The 20,701-nt window shown below is 27.0% G+C and carries 17 protein-coding genes and 1 tRNA gene; 3 read left to right on the top strand and 15 right to left on the bottom strand.

Going from position 1 to position 20,701, the window contains the following annotated elements; genetic code table 11:
• Positions 1-130: 130 nt before the first annotated feature.
• The 4 genes from GQV94_RS03390 to nrfH form a co-directional block, all read right to left on the bottom strand.
• Positions 131-220, bottom strand: a tRNA-Ser gene (locus GQV94_RS03390).
• A 45-nt stretch (positions 221-265) separates the two neighbouring features.
• Entirely contained in the window at positions 266-823 is a 558-nt protein-coding gene (locus GQV94_RS03385) for a hypothetical protein (protein ID WP_200169554.1), read from the bottom strand.
• A 100-nt stretch (positions 824-923) separates the two neighbouring features.
• A complete protein-coding gene (locus GQV94_RS03380; RefSeq protein WP_200169548.1) occupies positions 924-2,732 on the bottom strand; it encodes an ammonia-forming cytochrome c nitrite reductase subunit c552 in 1,809 nt (602 codons plus the stop codon).
• 18 nt (positions 2,733-2,750) lie between these two features.
• The gene (nrfH, locus tag GQV94_RS03375) at positions 2,751-3,251 is read right to left on the bottom strand and encodes a cytochrome c nitrite reductase small subunit (protein ID WP_200169547.1); all 501 of its coding nucleotides are present in this window, start codon (positions 3,249-3,251) and stop codon (positions 2,751-2,753) included.
• A gap of 206 nt (positions 3,252-3,457) precedes the next feature.
• Here nrfH and GQV94_RS03370 point away from each other — a divergent pair, with 206 nt between their 5' ends.
• Entirely contained in the window at positions 3,458-5,548 is a 2,091-nt protein-coding gene (locus tag GQV94_RS03370) for an RNA degradosome polyphosphate kinase (protein WP_200169546.1), read from the top strand.
• 5 nt (positions 5,549-5,553) lie between these two features.
• Here the strand turns inward: GQV94_RS03370 and GQV94_RS03365 are convergent, their stop codons facing one another.
• The 8 genes from GQV94_RS03365 to guaA form a co-directional block, all read right to left on the bottom strand.
• Complete coding sequence (locus GQV94_RS03365; RefSeq protein ID WP_200169545.1) at positions 5,554-6,009, bottom strand: low molecular weight protein-tyrosine-phosphatase; 456 nt, start codon at positions 6,007-6,009, stop codon at positions 5,554-5,556.
• Between the two features lie 15 nt (positions 6,010-6,024).
• On the bottom strand, positions 6,025-6,525 hold the full coding sequence (locus GQV94_RS03360) for a DNA-deoxyinosine glycosylase (protein ID WP_200169544.1): 501 nt from the start codon (positions 6,523-6,525) through the stop codon (positions 6,025-6,027).
• Positions 6,518-8,617: a polyribonucleotide nucleotidyltransferase gene (locus tag GQV94_RS03355; RefSeq protein WP_200169543.1), complete on the bottom strand. Its 2,100-nt coding sequence runs from the start codon at positions 8,615-8,617 to the stop codon at positions 6,518-6,520. Before GQV94_RS03355 ends, GQV94_RS03360 begins: the two co-directional genes overlap by 8 nt.
• Before the next feature lie 70 nt (positions 8,618-8,687).
• Complete coding sequence (locus GQV94_RS03350; protein WP_200169542.1) at positions 8,688-10,733, bottom strand: LPS-assembly protein LptD; 2,046 nt, start codon at positions 10,731-10,733, stop codon at positions 8,688-8,690.
• The gene (locus GQV94_RS03345) at positions 10,723-11,175 is read right to left on the bottom strand and encodes an RDD family protein (RefSeq protein WP_200169541.1); all 453 of its coding nucleotides are present in this window, start codon (positions 11,173-11,175) and stop codon (positions 10,723-10,725) included. The genes GQV94_RS03350 and GQV94_RS03345 overlap by 11 nt, the downstream gene beginning before the upstream one ends.
• Positions 11,172-12,425, bottom strand: coding sequence for a phosphoribosylamine--glycine ligase (purD, locus tag GQV94_RS03340; protein ID WP_200169540.1), 1,254 nt, complete (start codon positions 12,423-12,425; stop codon positions 11,172-11,174). The genes GQV94_RS03345 and purD overlap by 4 nt, the downstream gene beginning before the upstream one ends.
• A 228-nt stretch (positions 12,426-12,653) precedes the next feature.
• Positions 12,654-14,066, bottom strand: coding sequence for a hypothetical protein (locus GQV94_RS03335; RefSeq protein ID WP_200169539.1), 1,413 nt, complete (start codon positions 14,064-14,066; stop codon positions 12,654-12,656).
• Positions 14,067-14,306: 240 nt separating this feature from the next.
• Positions 14,307-15,842, bottom strand: coding sequence for a glutamine-hydrolyzing GMP synthase (gene guaA / locus GQV94_RS03330; RefSeq protein WP_200169538.1), 1,536 nt, complete (start codon positions 15,840-15,842; stop codon positions 14,307-14,309).
• A gap of 137 nt (positions 15,843-15,979) precedes the next feature.
• Here guaA and GQV94_RS03325 point away from each other — a divergent pair, with 137 nt between their 5' ends.
• On the top strand, positions 15,980-16,435 hold the full coding sequence (locus tag GQV94_RS03325; protein WP_200169537.1) for a hypothetical protein: 456 nt from the start codon (positions 15,980-15,982) through the stop codon (positions 16,433-16,435).
• Positions 16,425-18,212: an excinuclease ABC subunit UvrC gene (gene uvrC, locus GQV94_RS03320; protein ID WP_200169536.1), complete on the top strand. Its 1,788-nt coding sequence runs from the start codon at positions 16,425-16,427 to the stop codon at positions 18,210-18,212. The genes GQV94_RS03325 and uvrC overlap by 11 nt, the downstream gene beginning before the upstream one ends.
• On the opposite strand, the gene recR is transcribed toward uvrC, so the two are convergent.
• The 3 genes from recR to GQV94_RS03305 are packed head-to-tail and all read right to left on the bottom strand — an operon-like array spanning position 18,209 to position 20,698.
• A complete protein-coding gene (gene recR / locus GQV94_RS03315) occupies positions 18,209-18,790 on the bottom strand; it encodes a recombination mediator RecR (protein ID WP_200169553.1) in 582 nt (193 codons plus the stop codon). The two genes, uvrC and recR, sit on opposite strands and share 4 nt — an antisense overlap.
• Positions 18,780-20,027: an ArsS family sensor histidine kinase gene (locus GQV94_RS03310; protein ID WP_200169535.1), complete on the bottom strand. Its 1,248-nt coding sequence runs from the start codon at positions 20,025-20,027 to the stop codon at positions 18,780-18,782. Before GQV94_RS03310 ends, recR begins: the two co-directional genes overlap by 11 nt.
• Positions 20,024-20,698 carry a response regulator transcription factor gene (locus tag GQV94_RS03305; protein WP_200169534.1) on the bottom strand — a complete coding sequence of 225 codons (675 nt, stop codon included), beginning with the start codon at positions 20,696-20,698 and terminating at the stop codon, positions 20,024-20,026. The genes GQV94_RS03310 and GQV94_RS03305 overlap by 4 nt, the downstream gene beginning before the upstream one ends.
• Positions 20,699-20,701: the final 3 nt, after the last annotated feature.

The following is a 20,701-nucleotide window of genomic DNA, read 5'->3' as shown; positions in this document are numbered from 1 at the left end:
AAATGTTAGCTTACAAATTACAACAAAACAGATAAAGTTTTAAATCAATCTTTTAATATTAAAAAGTTTTTAGAATATTAAATATTTATTGGATTGGTAAGAGTTTTAAAGATAATATAAAATTTTATAGTGGCGGACAGAGAGGGATTTGAACCCTCGAGACCCGTTAAGATCTGCACCCTTAGCAGGGGTGTGGTTTCAGCCACTCACCCATCTGTCCTTTAAAATGGGTATTATATATAAATTTGCTTAAAATTAGCCTTAATTAAAGACTTAAATAGGCTAATAAAAAAGTGATAAAAATACCCAGCAATAGCACATAAATTTGCTTTTTTCTATTTTTTTTACTTGCAAATAAAGTAATAAACAAGCCTGAGAAATAAAGAAAAAATAATGCACATCCAAAAGCTATTGAAAGCACAGAAAAATACCATGCTCCTTTATTTTTATGCAACATTATTAAATCACCCAATAAACTTCTTTTTTTAGTTGTAATTTTATATTCATTTTCATTTATCTTGAGGATACTTGCTTGATAATGCACTCCGCCAATACTGATGCTGTTATTTCTTTGATCTTTAAATATTTTTGTATTTGATGGAATACTTAAGTTATTTTCTTTTAAAAAATTAAGTAAAAAATTTCCTTGCTCTTCATCTTTTATAACTTGTTTAATTATATAATTTTCCTCTTTTATTCCAACATCTTGTTTAAAGCCAAAAATATATGCAATACCTGTAATAGAAAAAATAAATGCCATAGGTAAGAAAAATAAACTAATATAAATATGAATTTGTCTAAATAATTGATGCTTATTCATTATTTTCCTTTTTTGTTTTTAATTTATTATAAAATAGGAGTATAAAATAAAAGTGAAATTTGGAATTTGGAAGATAAGGATAAAAATTTATCTTCCAAATTTTTTATTTTTTATCAACAATTTGATAATTGTAAGGTTTGATATTTTTATCGTTTTCTAAAAGCTCTTTTGGAGGATTTCCATTAATATTAGAATGTTTATAATATCTCTCTCCAGCTTTATGTCCATTAAGATCTGTTTTGTAATAAATTTCTCCAGGATTTAATTTTTGAATATCTTCAAACCCTAAATTAGAAATTTTAAAATTATTTATTTTATTAGAAGTTGCAATTTCTACAAGTTTAGCTTGTCCAAGCCTTGCCATATCTACAGCTTGTAATAACATTCTTGATGCTTCTCTAGGATTGTGAAAACCAGTAGAGTTTTCAGCACCAACAAAATCTGCTCTCATTTGAGCTTTTCTATGAAGTTCTAAAACTTCTTTTAATTCATCGTTGATTTTTTGATTATTATTTTTATATTCTGGCATATTAGATAAGCTATCTCTTAGGGTTTTAATATCTTGAATAAGACTTACGATAGCATATTCAGCAGTTCTTAAATCATATGCTACTGAATTTTGAATATCTTTAATTTGTGCTTTTAGATAACTTTCGCTTTGAGTATGACAAGTTTTACAAGCTGAATTGATATCTTGTAAAGGTGAAGTGATATTATGTTGAGTAAGTTTTTTAGCACCTTTTCTAATATAAGGCATATGACAATCAGCACAGCTTACTCCATTAGCAGCATGAACTCCGCCACTATATAATTCACTTTCTGGATGTTGAATTTTAAGCATAGGCGCACCAGTTATCTTATGATCCCAATCTTTTGCAAATATAGAACGTACTTTTTCATAGTAATCATCAAACATTTCAATTCTAAATGGTTGTCCTTTTTTCCATTCTGCCCAAGGGAAAACTAACTCTAACCCATCAGCTTCAATTTCAATAGCTTTATTACCATCTCTCCAAGAATCAAATTCATCATATGTCTTTTGAGTTCCATCCCACCATTTTTTGGTATTATCATTTGCTATACTTTCGCCGATTACTTTTACTTTTGTTCCTGTTGGTTTAAAGTAGTATTCAACGTGACATTGAGAGCAAACAAGAGTCCTCATTTCTTCTCTAGTGGCTTTAATTCCTTGTATAGGATCTTTTTCATATCCTCTTGCAACTAAAGCATTAATGGCTGCAGGTCTGGTAAGTCTTAAACTCATATCATTTGGATTATGACAATCGGCACAAGTTACACCCATTCTTTTTCCACCATGTATACTTTCATGTTCTGGTATATTGGTAGGTGTAGTCATATTATCAGGAATATTTTTAATCATAGTCCAGTATTTGGTAGTATTAAAAGCAATCCAGTCATTTTTTGCAACATTTTTAATAAGCCAAGGCGTCCATCCACTATGGCAGTTCATACAAGCAGTTGGTTGTCCTTGAAATGCTTTATATCCATGCGCATTTAAAAAATCTTTATTATTTCTTGCTGTATCCATTTGATCAACTTGAACCCAGAAATGTCCTCTTTCTTCGTTTGCATCAAGAGCAAAAGGATAACCAGCCCAAAGTACAGTCAGCTGTGGATAACGTATAAGTTTAGAATAAGCTAAATTTCCACCATATTCTGTTGGAATTGGTTTTTCCTGTTCAACTTTTAAATACATATCTAAATGATCTGGAAAATTCTTTCCCCAAGTATCAAAAGTAGGGTTATCATCGCTTAATTCAACAAAATTTTTACTATCAATTCCACCTAAGCTTTCTTGCTGTTTTTTGCTTATATCATTATTGAGCCAAAGAACTCCAGCAATTAAAATAATTAAAGTGATTATACCAGGGTATAAAACTTTTTTATTCATAATATTTCCTCCTAATAATTAAAATCCAAGTTTGTGTCCTACGCCACTATGGCAAGAAGCACAATTTAAAGCATTATTTGAATGATGGTTTGTTGTTGCATTTATTGCACTTGCTGCATAGTCTGCATGGCAACGAATGCAATTATCCTGAACCATTTTTTTACTTTTTTCATTGGCACTAAGATTAGTCGGTAATTCATCAAGTTTAAATGTAAATGCATAAGCATGTCCTAGCCCACTTTGGGCTTTTGCAATCCATTTATTGATAAAATTATGCGGTAAATGACAATCAGAACAAGTAGCTCTTGGTTCCCCAGCAATTTTTTTAGAGTGAGGTCCTGCAAGATAGTCATTATAAACTTCATTCATAATATGGCAATTATTACAAGATTCACTAGCATTGCTTAGATAAGAGGTTCCTTTTGCATTATAGAAAGTATAAAAACCAATGATAAAAAAAGCTACAAGAAGAATTAGAAAAACATTAAAAAGATTTAAAAAAGGTTTTTTATGCTTCAAAAAAAATCTCCTTTAGAAATTGATAATAGGAAAATAAAAATTGGAATTTTAGCTAATATATATTTAATATTAATTTAAGGATATATTTACTCTTAATTAATCAAAAAAGATTTATTATTTTATTTTTTATTGAAATTTAGTAAAGTTTTTAATAAATTTATAATATTATTAAAATAAATATTATGCATTATAAAAAGGAGTTTTGAATGCAAATTAATCCTAGTATGTTTCTAAATAGAGAACTTTCTTGGCTTAAATTTAATTCTCGTGTTTTAGATCAATGTTCTAAAGACTTACCTTTACTTGAGAAATTAAAATTTATTGCAATTTATTGTACTAATTTAGATGAATTTTATATGATTAGAGTTGCAGGATTAAAACAACTTTTTTCTGCTGGGATTAATGCAAGTAGTAGCGATGAAATGACTCCTTTAAAGCAATTAAAAGAGATTCGAAAATATCTTCATCAAGAACAAAAACTTTTAGAAAAATATTTTATTCAAATTACTAAAGAGCTTGAAAAAGAAAATTTATTTATTAAATCTTATGAAAAACTTGATAAAAATTTAAAAGCAAAATGTGATGAATATTTTTTCTCTTATATTTTTCCTGTAATTGTTCCTATAGCAGTAGATGCTACGCATCCTTTTCCACATTTAAATAATTTATCTTTTTCTTTGGTTGTTAAAATTTGTGATAAAAATAATCCTGAACTTATTAAATTTGGAATGATTAGAATTCCTAGAGTATTGCCAAGATTTTATGAAGTAAGTTCAAATATTTATGTTCCTATTGAAAGTATAGTAAATCCTCATATAGAAGATATTTTTCCAGGTTATAAACTTCTTTCTTCTGCGGCTTTTAGAGTTACAAGAAATGCTGATTTAGTTATAGAAGAAGAAGAAGCTGATGATTTTATGATGATTTTAGAACAAGGTTTAAAGCTTCGTAGAAAAGGTGCTTTTGTAAGACTTCAAATTCAGGAAAATGCAGATGAACAGATTATGGAATTTTTAAATACTCATATGAAAATTTTTAATAAAGATGTATATGAGTATTCTATACTTTTAAATTTACCAGCACTTTGGCAGATTATTGAAAATAAAACTTTTACTCATCTTTTAAATCCTCTTTATACTCCAAAAGTATTGCCTCCTTTTAATGAAAATACTTCAATTTTTAATGCCATCGATAAAGAAGATATAATGATATTACAACCTTTTGAAAGCTTTGATCCTGTATATAAATTTATAAAAGAAGCAAGCAAAGACCCAGAGGTTATATCTATAAGAATGACACTTTATAGGGTTGAGAAAAACTCAAATATAGTTCAAGCTTTAATTGATGCTGCAAGCGATGGGAAACAAGTAACGGTTATGGTTGAGCTTAAGGCAAGATTTGATGAAGAGAATAATCTACATTGGGCTAAAGCTTTAGAAGATGCAGGTGCTCACGTGATTTATGGTATAACTGGATTTAAAGTGCATGCTAAAGTTTCACAAGTAATTAGAAAACATAATGAAAAGCTTAAATTCTATGTTCATTTAAGCACGGGAAATTATAATGCAAGTAGTGCTAAAATTTATACTGATGTAAGTTATTTTACTAGCAGAGAAGAATTTGCAAAAGATACAACCAGCTTTTTTCATATTCTTTCAGGGTTTAATAAAAATAGAACTTTAAAAACTTTAGCAATGAGTCCTAATCAAATTAAAGAAAAAATTCTTGAAATGATTCGTATAGAAAGCTTAAAAGAGCAAGAGGGTGAAATCATTGCTAAAATGAATTCTTTAGTTGATCCTGATATTATTAAAGCTTTATATGAGGCATCTATTAAAGGTGTTAAGATTGATCTTATTGTGCGTGGAATTTGTTGTTTAAGACCAGGTGAAACTTATAGTAAAAACATTAGAGTTAAAAGTATTGTTGGTAAATATTTAGAACACGCAAGAATATTTTATTTTAAACATAGTGAGCCAAATTATTTTATTTCAAGTGCTGATTGGATGCCTAGAAATTTAGAAAGGAGACTAGAGCTAATGTCTCCTATTTTTGATGAAAGAAGTAGAGCTAAGCTTTCTAAAATTTTACATTTACAGCTTGATGATAATATACTATCTTATGAGTTAAATAATGATGGAGAATATCATAAAATAATTCCTAAAAAAAATGAAAAACGTATTAATTCTCATACTATTTTAGAAGATTATGTAAGCAAAATTTATAAAACCTTAAAAAAAGATACAGATCAAAGTAAAGCAAAGTCATTAGCTATTAAACTTTTTAAAAATGATTAAATTTTTCAGTTTGATTTTAAAAAATTTAAAAGATTATTACAAGCTAAAGAAATTATTTTATAAGTTTCGTCAAAATTATGTGTAAACCAAGGGTCTGGAACTTCATCGTAGTTTAGTTCTTTTGCAAATTGAGTAAGTTTTAAAATTTTATTTTTTGTATTTTTAAAATCTTTTAAGACATTATTAAAATTAGAATTATCCATAACTACGATGTAATCATTGTTATCGCATATAGCTTGTGTTAGTTTTTTACTGATAAATCCATCTGCTTTAATGTTAGCTTTTTTAAGTTGTTCTTTTGTTTTTATGTGCATATCTTCTCCATCGTGATATCCAGAAGTTCCAGCACTTGTTACTTCTACAGATATGGTACTGTCTTTTTGAATTAAATCTTTCATAATAAATTCAGCCATAGGGGAACGACAAATATTTCCTAAACATACAAAACAAATTTTTTTCATTTTTTTCCTTTGTGTTTAATCTAATATAACTTGATATTTATGAACAAGTTGTTCAAAGCTAAAATTCAAATTGGCAGGTGAGCTTGAAGGAAGGGTTAAAATTCGAATATTAGGATAAGTTTCTTTTATAAAAGATTCTTGATATTTTTTAAATAAAGTAAAAGCTTTTTGACCTGTTATAGCTATTTTTTCAATTTTTGCTTTGTTTAGAATTTGACTTAAATCATTCATCTTCACAAAGCTTATGCTTTTATCATCTGAATTTTTAATTTTACAACTTTGTAAAACATCCCATAAGGCTATATGATGCATTTTTAGAAATTTTTTTTGAGTTTCGATGTTATTTAATAATTTTACTTGGTATAATTTTTCTAAAATTTTCCAAAAATGATTTCTTGGATGTTGATAATAAAATCCACTAAGTCTTGATTTTATAGAAGGAAAAGAGCCTAAAATCAGTATTTTTGAATTTTTATCAAAAAATGGCTCTAAAGGATGGGTGATAATATCATTCATTTACTAAATCTACGGAAATTTTTCCATTTTTGATTTCATTAATTTTAACTTTTATTTCATCGCCAACATTAAGTGGATTTTTGATTTTAGAACTATGAAGTAGTCCATCTATACCATTTTTAAGTTCAATAAAAGTACCAAATGAAGCGACTTTTTTTACAACTCCTATAAATTCTTGATGAAGTTCAAATTCTGAAATATCTTTAAGGGCTTCCCTTTTCTTTCCTTTAATGATATTTAAGATGTATTCTTTAGCTAGTTTTATACATTCGTTATTACTGCTTGCAATTTTTATTTCACCCTTATCTCTATCAATATCAATACAAACATCAAATTTTTCAACAATTTCTTTGATTGTTTTTCCGCCTTGTCCTATGATATCAACAATTTTTGAAGGATCGATTTTAAATAATTCTAATTTTGGTAAAATTTCTTCATTGACTATAATATTTTCATTAGCCTTTTGCATAATATTAAGAATATGAATTCTTGCTTCTTTTGCTTGTACAAGAGCTTCTTTTAATATTTTTTTATCTATACCACCAAGTTTTATATCCATTTGTAGAGCAGTAATACCATTTTTATTTCCAGCTACTTTAAAATCCATATCTCCATCATGATCTTCTAAGCCCATAATATCAGTTAATATGGCATATTTGTCTTTTTCAAAAATAAGCCCCATAGCAACACCTGCTATAAGATCAATGCTTTGTACTCCAGCAGCTCTTAAAGCTAAAGAACCGCCACATACTGAAGCCATAGAACTTGATCCGTTGCTTTCTAAAATTTCGCTTACTAAGCGAATGACATAAGGATAATCTTCATTTATGCTTGGATAAAGAGCTCTTTTAGCTAAATTTCCATGCCCTAACTCTCTTCTACCAGGTGCTTTTATAGGACTTGCTTCTCCAACGCTAAATCCTGGAAAATTATAATTAAACATAAAGCGCTCATTGATAGGATTTTTTTCTGTAAGTAAATCTATCATTTGTGCATCGTTATCATTGCCTAAAGTAGCTACTACAAGTGCTTGAGTTTGTCCTCTTGTAAAAAGACAGGATCCGTGTGCATTTGGTAAAATATTTGTTTCTATATCAATAGGACGCACTTCATCTAAAGCTCTTCCATCAGCTCTTTTTCTTTCATAAATAATTTGTTCCCTTATAATTTTTCTTTTAATCAGAAATAGGATATTTAAAATTTCTTCTTGATTCCATCCTTCATTGGAGTGAAAATTTAAGATTTTTTGAGAAATTTTATGAAGTTCGCTTACTCTTTCGCTTTTTGCCATTTGATTAATAGCATTTTTGATATCATCTAAATAGTTTTTTTCTATAAATTCAAAAAGCTCGTTATTTTCTATTTGTTCTTTTAATTCAATGTCAATTTCTTTTTTGTGTTTAGCAAAAGTCTTTTCATAAATACAAGATGCTTCATAAATTGCTTGTTGGGCTATTTCTAAAGCCTTTATTGTTTCATCTTCGCTTAATTCATTCATTTTTTGAATATTGTTGTCTTTGCTTGGCAATGCTCTCATTTCTATCATTAAAAGTTCATCTTTTACACCAGATACATAAAGATCTAAAGAGCTTTTTTGAAGTTCTTGATTGTTTGGATTAAGAATAAATTCTTCATTAATTTTTGCAATACGTACCCCACATACTGGAGCTTTAATAGGAATTCCGCTTATATAAAGAGCAATACTTGCAGCATTTAGACTTATTACTTGCAAATCTGTTTCCTGATCAGCTGAAAGTATCATCAGAGTAATTTGTGTAGGATAAAGATAACCTTTTGGAAATAATGGTCTTAAACTTCTATCAATAATTCTTGCATTTAAAGTTTCTGTATCACTAGGTTTAGTTTCTCTTTTTACGTACCCGCCAGGGATTTTTCCTGCGGCATATGTTTTTTCAATATATTGAACCGTTAAAGGTAAAAAATCTTCTTCAACTTTTTTATCCTCTTTGGCAACAGTTGCTAAAACAACACTTTTTCCAACTTGCATTAAAACAGAACCTAGAGCTTGTTTAGCGACTTTATCTATATAAAAAGTTTCTAAATTTTTATTAATTTGTATATCATATTGCATTTGATTTCCTTTTTCTCCAAAAAGAGTATTAGTTATTTTTTTTAAAAATGAATTAAACAAAATAATCCTTTTAAATTTTATTTTCATTTTCTTGTAAAGAAAAGTCGTATTTAACTCCTCCTATAGGATAAAAGTTAAATACAAAATAAACACCACTTTGGTTTTTAGCGCTAATTCCTCCACTTGTAAGTTGAGGGTCAATTTTTTCTCTATAGACTAAGGAGTAATTCCAACATTTTCTTTGGTAAGTATATCCAATTTCCCACATATTAGCATGAGATCTTTGAGTATCAAGCCAAATTCCACCAAAAATATAATAATTTTGATTAAATTTATAATTAGCTTGTGTGCTTATAAAGCTGTATTTTCCATATTCATCATTTTGATAAGCATGTGAAAAGTTCCAATTAAATTTAGGAATAACGCTAGTTTGTAATTGATTTAAAATTTTACTAAAACGATTTTGTAAATAAGAATATTTTATTTCATTATTAAAATTGATATAATCATTATAATAGTAAGTAAATAAATTTTCTATTTTATCAAATTTATCTTGGCGATTTAAATAATTAATATTAAAACGATGTTTAATTTTTTTCTCTCCAAGTTGATTGTAAAAATATTGTACTACATATAGTTTTGAGTTTTCTTCCTCATTTTCTGATTTGAGATAGTCTTCTGTTATTAAACCTGATTTTGCTCCAGGTAATAAATAATTAATTCCAAAATTTAGAGTATGAAAGAAATCATTATATGATTTTGATAGATCGGTGTATAAATTAAATTCATGAGTATTTTTAAAAAGATGCTCTTTGCTTTTTTGAGGATCTTGAGCATAATTAACAAAAGAGGCATAAAAATTTTCAGTAAAAGTAAAATGTAAAAAGTCATTAAAGAAAACATCATGATAAGAAAAAGGCAGAGTTAAATTTAGTTGATTAGCATAAGGCCCTACTTGTCTATAATAATTATGAAAAGATGCATCAAAAGAATAACGAATATTTTCTCCCCATAAGGAATTTAAAAATCTATGATATTGAAAAGATGGATATTCTTGTAAAGTATCTTTATTATTTACTTTTGAAGTATCAATATAGTATTTTGCATAAGCTCCGTAAAAATTATTTTCATCTGCTAAAAAATAGTTAATTTTTGATGTAACAAGTGAAGTTAAATCATTGTAATTACTAGGACCAAGATTAAAGTAATCTATATCATTAAGATAGGTTACATCTATCCATAAACTTTCTTGAAAATTATCTCCAAGCAAGCCTTTAATAAGATTATTCCTTAAATATTTTAATTCTATACCCCCGTGAGTTTGATTTTTTAAATTTTCTTTAAGATAATATTGTTTTTTTTCTCTGAAAAGACCAAAATTTAAATTCCCCATAGAATATAAAGAATCCACAAATCTTAAATCAGAATATAAACCAAAACCTCTTTTTGTTCTAATTTGAGGATTTAATTCTAAATCCCAATTATCTTTATAAGTTATATAGATTGGTTGTCTATAATAAAGTCCTTCATTCTTTTTTAAAACAATTTGAGGGATAAGTAATCCACTTTGTCTATGTGTATCTGCACTAAAACCAAAATAGGGCAAATAAAAAATTGGAATACCTTTAACATATAATTTTGCATTATAAAGATGAATAAAATTGCTTTTTCTATTAAGCCATCCATCACTAAAACGAATTTCCCAATCAGGATCTTCAACATTGCAGCTTGAGACACTAGAAATATGACTTTCAAATTTATTGTTACTTAAATAGCTATTTTTGCTTTGAAACCATACTTCAAGATTATTATTAGAAAAAAAGAAATTTTGAAATTTTGCTTCATCGGTATTGAGTTTAATTTTGGCATAATTTGAATGCAAGCGTTCATTTTGTCCTCTTAGAACATTTACATCGCCAAAAAGCTCTACTTCTTGATTTGTTTCGTTATAAATTGCTTTATTTGCAGTAATAAAATAAAAATCAGAAAAAATAACAACATCTTTATTTGCGGTAATTATATTTTTTTCTTTTTTTACATCTAAAGCATAGATATTTACTTCTACTGCATTAAGAATAAAAGTACTTCCTAAAAGCAAGAAAATCTTACGCAGCATTAACAACAATTGTCCTTGCTATGTAATCTTCCCAAGTTTTACGTAAATTATTTCCTAGAGCCCATGCAAAACCTAACATAAAAGCCATATCGCTTATTTGTCTTATGGCAGATCTTATGCAGCTTTGTTTTAGCGTTGGTTTATCAAATAAATCTTCATCTATAATTATAATTTTGCAAACCATTTTCCCTAAGCTTGCTCCATACATATAAGTAAAGAGGGTATGATAAAAAAAATGAAGGAGTATAAAATCTAACGAGAAATTTCCTAAAATTTGTGTTATTTCAAATGCATCTTTTGCCATAGAAAATTGATTATAAAATATAATAAAAACTATGAAAGATAAAATTATATTATCTATTAAATAAGCCAATGCTCTTTTATAGAAACTAGCAATTTCTAAATTTTCACGTTCAAGTTTATCAAATAAATCTTCTTTCATTGTTTAAAAGCCCAAAATCCAATATCTTTTCTAAATTGTTTTCCTTCAAAATGAATATTATCACATAATTCATAAGCTTTTTGCTTGGCGTCATTAAGACTCTTACCTAAACCAACGCATACTAGAATACGACCCCCATTTGCCATAAGCTTATCGTTTTCTAAGCTAACTCCAGCATAAGAAATATGAGAGTTTTTGGGAATATTTTTTATGATAATTTCACTTTTTTCTGAATTTTCATAGGGGTAATTTTTACTTGCGCAAACTACTCCTATAGCAAATTCATCTTTTAAATCAAGTCTTACATCTTTTAAACGTTTTTGAGTTGAAGCTAAAATAAGCTCAAGAGGATTTTTAATTAAAGGCATTAAAACTTCACATTCTGGATCTCCAAAACGCACATTAAATTCCAAAACATAAGGCTCGTTTTTCACTATCATTAAGCCTATAAAAAGAACTCCATAAAATTCCTTATTCTCTTTTTTCATTCCTTCTAGGGTTGGTATAATAATATCTTTTTTAATTTTTTCTAAAAGTTCTTCATTGGCCAAATGGCTTGGAGCATAAGCACCCATACCCCCAGTATTTGGTCCTTTATCTCCATCTAAAAGTTTTTTATGATCTTGTGCTACAGGTAAAAGAATAAAATCATCTCCATCGCAAATAGCAAAAACACTAAGTTCATATCCTTCTAAAAACTCTTCAATAACTATAGATTTCCCAGCATCGCCAAAGCTTTCTCCGCTGAGCATTTTTTTACTTTCACTTATTGCTTCTTCGTGTGTTAAAGCAATGATTACACCTTTTCCAGCACATAGACCATCTGCTTTTATAACAATAGGTAGAGTTAATTTTTGTATGAAACTTTTAGCTTCGTCTAAATTGCTGGTAGTTAAAAATTTTGCAGTTTTAATATTGTATTTATTTAAAAAATTTTTCATAAAAATTTTAGAGCTTTCAAGCATTGCTGCAGCTTTTGTTGGTCCAAAAATGGCTAAATTATTTTTTTTAAAAATATCAACAACTCCCTTTGCTAAAAAATCTTCACTTCCTACTATACAAAGATCTATTTTATTTTCTTTGGCATAATTTACAAGCTCATTAATATCTTTAGTATCTAAGTTAATCCCAAGATTTTGAGTAGCTCCATTACCAGGAGAAAAGTACAAATCTAAATTTTTTGTAGTTTGTTTTAAAGCTAAAGCTATGGAGTATTCTCTTGCACCACTGCCTAAAATTAATATTTTCATATATCTCCTTAAAACCTAAACAGCTAACTTTAAACGACTCCAAGAAGTCAAGAGAACCGCTAGATAATTTTTAAAGGCTGCAACTTCTCGTTTTAACTTAAAAAACTCAAACGAAGCCACAGACACAGTAAATTATACATTCACAGTTAAATATTTTTTGTTGAATCTTTAAATGCTATACTGCTTAGGCTTTGAAATTATAGCGGTATTTAACTTAAAAATTTATAGTTAAATAAGTTTAAATTTTGTTTTTCCTGTTTTATCAAAGTGTTTTCCTTCTAGTATAATATCTGCAGCACTATCCCAAATATGTTTTTCATCAATATAAACTATATCAAAAGTATTATCTCTCATTAAGGATTGGTAATTAACTTTTTTTGGGGCATATTTTACAAGATAATAAGGATTTAAAGAAAAAATTTCAATTTTAATTTTGCAAAGCAAATCAAGATCTGAGGTAACGACTAAAAATTTTTTTCTTTGTTCTTTGGAAATTTTTTGAATATAAAGTAAAAGTTTGTGATCAAAAGGATTAAGCGCTGATTTATTAAGTCGACTTAAATAGTGTTCAGCAAAGGATAAGGAACAAAAAGAATTTTCTATATTACTTCTTGTAAAATACGAGTTTTTTACTCCCGATGATTTTAAAGAAAGTTTCCAAATTTTCATATCCATAATGGTTGCACATAAATTAAGTCCTGTTATAATCTTTGAAAAAAGTTTTTCTTTAGATAATTTAAAAGCATTTTCAAAAATACTTAAATTTTTTTTATAAAAATCTTCTTTAATGGCAATGAGACGTTTAAGTGAGGTTTTGTAATACTCATTTTCTTTTTGAAGTTTTTCTAAGCGTTCTTGTTTAGCTTTAGCTTTTTCAGGATTGATATTGGTTTTTGAATTTAATTCAAGATTGAGATTTTTAATTTGAGATTCTAGGGAAGCTGAACGATTTGTTCTTGTATCTATAGTGGCAAGAAGCGCTTGATAATGACACTGAAGTGATAAAAATGTTTCATTGAAAATTTTATTAATATTAAACATTTTATGTTTATCTTTCATATCTGTATAGGAATTCTCAAGATGCATTATTATACTTTTTAAAACACTAAATTGTGTTTGATCTATAGAATTGTCCATAAAAATTAAAGTATCAAGAGCTTTGTTTAAAAAACGCTTTATGATAATATAGTCCAAAATACATGGAATTTCTTTTTCATCTTGAATGTTAGATTTTAAAGCTTCTACAGAAAGAATTTCTCCTGAAAAATATTTTTGTATAGCTTGGGGTATAGTAAAAGAAAGAGGAATTTTTTCTATAGTGTCATAATCTGTATTGCGATAAAGTTCTGTTACATATGCACTTCTACGAGTATTTTGCAAATCTTCAAGCTCATCATCATTATCTGTTTTCCAAAAGTCATTTTCAGTAATAAAATCACCTTCTTTAAATTCTTGAAATTTAGAAGGGCGAATTCCGGTAATAGTTTTGCCATCTGAGCGAAACTCTACTAGCATTCCAGCACTTGGCATACTTCTTTTATCACTCCAAATTTGGCGGTTAAACTCAAAAAATATTTTAGCTGAATTAGTTACAGTTCCACGTCCTGTTGAATCCATATAAATTGCTATTTTTCCGTGCATACTTCTTCCTTGAAAATTCTCATAAGATTCTAACTTTATTTTTATAAAATTTATATAATAAATATAAGTTTATCTTTAATTTTAATATGAATGTATTAAAATTAAAGAAAACTAGAATGATTTCAAATATAACTTATTGCTTATATAATTATAAGATGTAAGAAAAAAAGAGAGCATATAAATTTTTATTTAAAATTTTTGATATTTTAAAAAATATCAAAAATTATTTTTTAGAAATATTTATTCCCATTCTATTGTTGCAGGTGGCTTACTAGAAATATCATAAACAACGCGGTTTATTCCATGTACTTCATTAATAATACGCCTACTAATATTTTCTAAAATTTCATAAGGCAAATAAGAGAAGGTAGCCGTCATTCCATCACTTGCATTAACAACTCTTATGCAAATTGCATTATCATAAGTACGATTATCGCCCATAACACCCACGCTTTTAACATTTAAAAGTACGCAAAATGCTTGCCAAGTCTTATCATACCAACCCGTGCTTTTTAGTTCTTCAATTAGAATAATATCTGCTTTACGCAATAAATCTAAACTTTCTTTATTAACTTCTCCCATAATGCGTATAGCAAGACCAGGTCCTGGAAATGGATGACGGAAAACAACATCCTTGTTGAGTCCTAATTCAAGTCCTAAAGCACGTACTTCATCTTTGAAAATTTCTTTTAAAGGTTCTATGAGTTTTAGATTCATTTTTTCTGGAAGTCCTCCTACATTATGATGGCTTTTAATAGTTTTACTTGCTCCTACAACAGAACTTTCTATGATGTCTGTATAAAGTGTTCCTTGTGCAAGATATTTAACATCATTATGTTTTTTAGCTTCTTTTTCAAAAACCTCTATAAAAGTATTGCCTATAATTTTTCTTTTTTGTTCAGGATCAATTATACCTTTTAGACGACTTAAAAATATTTCACTTGCATCTATACTAATAAGCGGAATATTTAAAGTATTTTTAAACATAAATTCCACTTGTTCTTTTTCTTTGGATCTTAAAAGGCCATTATCTACAAAAACAACAATAAGTTGTTCTTTGATGGCATTAGCGAGTAAGGCAGCTACTACACTGCTATCTACCCCTCCACTTACTGCACAAAGAACTTTATCATTGCCTACTTCTTCTTGAATTTTAAGGATTTGAGATTTAGCAAAAGAACCCATATTCCAAATACTTTCACAATTACAAGCATATTTAGCAAAATTTTTGAGTATACTTTTTCCAAATTCGCTATGTTGGACTTCGGGGTGAAATTGTAAAGCAAAGAATTTACGTTTTTCATCAGCAAAAACACAAAAAGGACTATTTTCACTTGTAGCTAAAACTTCAAAACCTTCTGGGAGATTTTCTACCTTATCAGAGTGACTCATCCATACAATTTGTTTTTTAGGTAAATTTTTAAATAAAGCACTATCTTTTTTAACTTCTATACTTGCTTTTCCGTATTCTTTATGTCCTGCTGGCATAACATTAGCTTTAAAATGATGAGCCATAAGTTGCATTCCATAACAAATTCCAAGTATAGGTAAATTTAGATCAAAAATACCCTTATCGCAAAAATAAGCATCTGTTGCATAAACGCTAGCAGGACCTCCGCTTAAAATAATACCTTTAGGTTCTTTAGCTTTTATATCAGTTAAGCTTACATTAAAAGGTAGGATTTCTGTATAAACACCTTGTTCTCTCAATCTCCTTGCAATTAATTGTGTGTATTGAGAGCCAAAATCTAATACTAGAATATAATCTTTTTTCATTATTACCACCTATTTAAATTTTCATATTTTTTAATACTTTTAATAGATTTATTTTGATCATAGCTTATATACTCAGGATTATCTTTATAACCACAAGCACTTAAAAATATTAAGAAAAAAAATGTTAAAATTATTTTATGAAGAAAATTAAAAGTGTTAATGTTATTATAAATGATATGATAAGCCTTCATCATTATAAACCCTTAAAAAATTTTATCCTCTATAAAGAATTTTTAAAACTAATGGATCTAAAGCATCAGCATTTAATTTCAAAAATCTTTATTCATAACAATATTTTAAATATTGTTACTTTTCATTCCGTTGGATATCAAGATTTAAACAATGATGATACCAAAAATAATATTAAAGTTCTTATAAAAATTTTTACAAAAAGATTTTTAAATACTCCATTTGATAAAGTCAATACTATCAAAATTTTTTCTCAGCGTTATAGGGAAAAACAAAATTTTATACAAGATGAAAAAAAAACATCTTATATTGAACTTTCAAAAGCTCAATTTAAAAATCCTTTTAAAAATAAAAAATTATATACACAATTTGAAGAATTAAGAGCAAAAATCAATGATTTATGACGAGTTAAAAACTTTACCCAAAAGCCCAGGAATTTATCAGTATTTTGATAAAAATGGCAAACTTTTATATGTAGGGAAAGCTAAAAATTTAAAAAATCGTGTAAGATCTTATTTTACTTTTACACCTTTTTTTGCTCCAAATCCTAGAAATTCATTAAGAATTCAAAAAATGATTAAAGAAGCCATACATTTAGAATTTATAACCACAAATTCAGAAGCTGATGCTTTGATTTTAGAGAATTCTTTTATCAAACAACTTCATCCAAAATATAATATTTTGCTAAGAGATGATAAAACTTATCCTTATATTTATGTAGATTTTAATGAAGAATTTCCAAGATTTCAAAGCACGAGAAAATTAATTAAAAAAAATAAAATTAAATATTTTGGACCTTTTTTTAAGGGCGTGAAAGAACTTTTAAATGCTCTTTATTATTATTATCCTTTAAGACAAAAGAATTCTTGTAAAAGCCCTTGTCTTTTTTATCAGATTAGTCGCTGCAAAGCTCCTTGTGCTAATTTGATTTCAAAAAATGAATATGAAAAAATTTTAAATGAGGCGACTAATGCTTTATTAAATCCTAGTATTTTGGTTAAAAATTTAGAAAAACAAATGTTATATTTAGCTCAAAATGAAAATTATGAAGAAGCCGCTAAGATTAGAGATCAAATTGTTACTATTAAAGATTTAGAAACTAAAATACAAATTGATCTTGCAAAATTAGAAGATTTTGAAGTTTTTGCTATCGCTTATGAAAATAACTTGCTTTCTCTTTTGCGTTTTGTAATTCAAAATGGTAAAGTAATTGGATCAAATCATAAAGTAGTTATTCTAAAAGATGATATGTTTGATAAAAATGGAATTTATAAACAATTTATTTTGGAAAATTTTAGCAATGATATACCTATTATTTCAAACCAAATTTATGTTTATGAAGAATTTGAAGATTTAAAACTTCTTGAAGAATTGCTTTGCAAAAGATTTTCAAAAAAAATTAGTATAAAAAATCCAAAAATAGGCGAAAAAAGGAAAATTTGTAATTTAGCATATCAAAATGCTTTAATTAATATAAATTCTTATAAGAAAAATAATTCTTTTGAAATTTTAAATGAATTAAAAATATATTTTGAGCTCGAGAATTTTCCAAATTGTATAGAAGTATTTGATAATTCTCATTTGCAAGGTTCAGCTATAGTAGGAGCTATGGTTTGTTATAAGCAAGATGGATGGGATAAGCAAAAATATAAAAGATTTCATCTTCATTATAAAAATGATTATGAACAAATGAAAGAAGTATTAACAAGAAGAGCAAAAGATTTTGATAAAAATCCACCACCTGATTTATGGTTGATTGATGGAGGAAAAACTTTGCTTGATTTAGCAAAAGCTATAGTTGAAAGTAGTGGAGTAAATATTGATATTCTAGCTATTTCAAAAGAAAAGATTGATTTTAAATCTCATAGAGCAAAAGGCGGAGCAAAAGATAAAATTCATTCTATAAAAGGAGAATTTTCTTTAAGCATTGATGATAAAAAGTTGCAATTTTTGCAAAAATTAAGAGATGAAGCACATCGTTTTGCTATAAGTTTTCATCAAAGAATTAAAAGAAAACAAGATTTAGAAAGCTCAAAACTTCTTAATTTAGGTTTAAGTGAGGCAAATATACAAAAACTACTTCATTATTTTGGAAATTTTGAAAATATTTATAAGGCAGATTTTAATGAGCTTAGCCTTATTTGTAATAAAAAAATTGCACAAAAAATTAAAAATATTTAATTTTCTATATTTGTTCTAAAATTGATAGCACGATGCAGTGAAATAAAGTCTACATTTTCTAAATTTACACCACTTGGGATACCTTGTGCTATTTTGCTAAATTTTAAATTTAGATTTTTTAGTTTTTCTTCTATAAAAAAAATCATAGTATCTGAATTTATGCTATGAGTGAAAGCAAAAATAAGCTCTTTGGTATTATTTTTTTTTATCATAGAAATAAGTTTTTGAATGGTTTCTTCTTCTAAGTTTTCTAAAACAAAATAAAATCCATTATAACTATTGCTTTCTTCGATGATTAAGACATCTTTAGGACTTTGTATAATACAGATTAAATCTTTTTGACGATTTTCATCAATACAAATATCACAAAGTTCATTTTCGCTTAAAGCGCCACATTGTGCACAAGGTTTAATAAAGCGCAAAGCATTTTCTATATTATGTGCAAGTTTCATACCTTCTAAATGATTACTTGTGCAAATATAATAAGCTAGGCGAATTGCAGTTTTTTTTCCTATTGTGGGAAGTGATGCAAAACTTTCTACAAGATTGTTAAATTTTTCTATGCCTTTAATTGCCATTTTTTGTTTTTTCTCCAAAAAATACCATAAAGCAGTGTTTCCCTTTTTCATAATTGTAGATTAATTCAAAATTATGAAGCTTGCAAACTTCATAAACTATATAAAGACCAAGTCCCATTCCTCCAACTTTTTCATATTTTTCTCTTGAAAAAGCTTTAAAATAGTATTCAATAGGCTGACTTAATTTTTTTCCAGGATTTTTAATTACAAAAGAATCTTTATAGCATTCTAATTTACAAGTTCCATCATCGGAATATTTAAGTGCATTATCAAGCATATTTTTTAGTATTAAAGAGAAAATTTCAAGATCAACATTTAAAAAAGGATCTGAATATAATTTTATATTAATAACTCTATCCAAATCATCACGCATTAGATAAATTTTAGCTTCATTTAATATCACGCTAAATTGATTTTGTGTGATATTAAGATTATAATTTTTGGAAAATAAACTTTCCATTTTTGCAAATTCGTTAATTAAAAGGTCAAGTCTTATAAAAATATCATTTAAACGATCTTTTTGTTTAAAATCTTTAATCATTTCAGTAATAATTCTTCCCTTGCCTATAGGAGTTTTAAGTTCGTGCATAATAGTTCTTAAAAAAAGTTGTCTTGATTCTATAAGCTCTTGATTTTTTTTAAAAGCTTTTTCAAATTCAAAAGCAATTTTTCCTACTTCATCATCTTGATAGTTTTCAAATTTAGGTTTTTTTCCGTTGCTAACTTCTGCAATTTGCATACGAAGTTTTTTTAATGGTTCTAAAGATTTTAAAACAGAAAGATACATAAAAATAACTAAAAAAGAAAAAAAGAAAAATCCTGCCAATAAAAGATTATATACTCTATTGTTTACACTTTGTTCAAATAAAGCATTAGATGAATTTTTACATTGCATATCTAAATAAAGATTATTGTTGTAAAACAAAGAATAAAGATTACAATAATCTCCATCTTGCATAAAAGCAACTTTTCCTTCTTTACGAATGAGTTTTGCAAGTTGATTATTTTTAATCATATTAAAACCACTATTGATTAAATATTTTTTTAAATCGGTATCAACTTCATTTTTATAATTGCTCAATAAACTTTTAATTAAATTTTCTTGTTTGAAACTTTCTTCTTTGTTATAAATATTACCTTCAACTTTTAAAAGAAAAATAAAAAGAACACATACTAAAAAGAAAGTTACAATAAACAAAATAATTAATTTTGTATTAATGGAGTAATTTTTAATCATCCTATAAGTTTATATCCTATTCCTCTAACTGAAAAAATATGTTTAGGTGATTTTGAACTATCTCCTATTTTGACTCTTAATCTTCCTATAATCACATCTAAACTTTTAGAATCTTTATCTTTTAAATTTTTACAACGACTAACAAGTTGTTCCCTTGATATTGAGTATCCATTTTGCTGGATAAGATATTCTAAAATTTCATATTCTGCAGGAGTTAGAGTTAAAACTTGATTGTTATAAGTAATTTCGTGCTTTTTTTCATCAATTTTAAAGGCAGAGTTTAAATTTTCTGTAGAACTTTGCTTATCAATTCTTTTAGCACGACGGATAAGACTGATAATTCTTGCATACATCTCCTTTGGATCATAAGGTTTTGGCAAATAATCATCAGCTCCAATTTGAAGTCCTACAACTTTATCGCTTAAATCTCCTCTTGCTGAAGATATGATAATAGGAATATGACTTTTTTGTCTTATTTCTTTACAAATTTCTAAACCATCAATTTGAGGTAAAGTTAAATCTAAAATCAAGCAATCATAATTTTGAATCCCAGCTTCTAAAGCTAAACGTGGATTTTCAAAATTAGTAATTTTTATATTAAACTGAGCTAAATATTCAGACAACAATTGTGCAAAATCAGGATCATCTTCTATCATTAAAACATTAATCATTGC

Source organism: Campylobacter sp. TTU_617, assembly GCF_016599045.1.
In the GTDB taxonomy this organism is placed as follows: domain Bacteria; phylum Campylobacterota; class Campylobacteria; order Campylobacterales; family Campylobacteraceae; genus Campylobacter_D.
Note: the sequence above shows the minus strand (reverse complement) of the source record. Positions and strands in the feature narration are given on the sequence as shown.

Excerpts from the sequence above, each read along its gene's own strand:
- GQV94_RS03380 (WP_200169548.1), bottom strand. The coding sequence starts at position 2,732 with ATGAATAAAAAAGTTTTATACCCTGGTATAATCACTTTAATTATTTTA.
- GQV94_RS03370 (WP_200169546.1), top strand. The coding sequence starts at position 3,458 with ATGCAAATTAATCCTAGTATGTTTCTAAATAGAGAACTTTCTTGGCTT.
- GQV94_RS03365 (WP_200169545.1), bottom strand. The coding sequence starts at position 6,009 with ATGAAAAAAATTTGTTTTGTATGTTTAGGAAATATTTGTCGTTCCCCT.
- GQV94_RS03360 (WP_200169544.1), bottom strand. The coding sequence starts at position 6,525 with ATGAATGATATTATCACCCATCCTTTAGAGCCATTTTTTGATAAAAAT.
- GQV94_RS03355 (WP_200169543.1), bottom strand. The coding sequence starts at position 8,617 with ATGCAATATGATATACAAATTAATAAAAATTTAGAAACTTTTTATATA.
- GQV94_RS03350 (WP_200169542.1), bottom strand. The coding sequence starts at position 10,733 with ATGCTGCGTAAGATTTTCTTGCTTTTAGGAAGTACTTTTATTCTTAAT.
- GQV94_RS03345 (WP_200169541.1), bottom strand. The coding sequence starts at position 11,175 with ATGAAAGAAGATTTATTTGATAAACTTGAACGTGAAAATTTAGAAATT.
- purD (WP_200169540.1), bottom strand. The coding sequence starts at position 12,425 with ATGAAAATATTAATTTTAGGCAGTGGTGCAAGAGAATACTCCATAGCT.
- GQV94_RS03335 (WP_200169539.1), bottom strand. The coding sequence starts at position 14,066 with ATGCACGGAAAAATAGCAATTTATATGGATTCAACAGGACGTGGAACT.
- guaA (WP_200169538.1), bottom strand. The coding sequence starts at position 15,842 with ATGAAAAAAGATTATATTCTAGTATTAGATTTTGGCTCTCAATACACA.
- GQV94_RS03325 (WP_200169537.1), top strand. The coding sequence starts at position 15,980 with ATGAAGAAAATTAAAAGTGTTAATGTTATTATAAATGATATGATAAGC.
- uvrC (WP_200169536.1), top strand. The coding sequence starts at position 16,425 with ATGATTTATGACGAGTTAAAAACTTTACCCAAAAGCCCAGGAATTTAT.
- recR (WP_200169553.1), bottom strand. The coding sequence starts at position 18,790 with ATGGCAATTAAAGGCATAGAAAAATTTAACAATCTTGTAGAAAGTTTT.
- GQV94_RS03310 (WP_200169535.1), bottom strand. The coding sequence starts at position 20,027 with ATGATTAAAAATTACTCCATTAATACAAAATTAATTATTTTGTTTATT.
- GQV94_RS03305 (WP_200169534.1), bottom strand. The coding sequence starts at position 20,698 with ATGATTAATGTTTTAATGATAGAAGATGATCCTGATTTTGCACAATTG.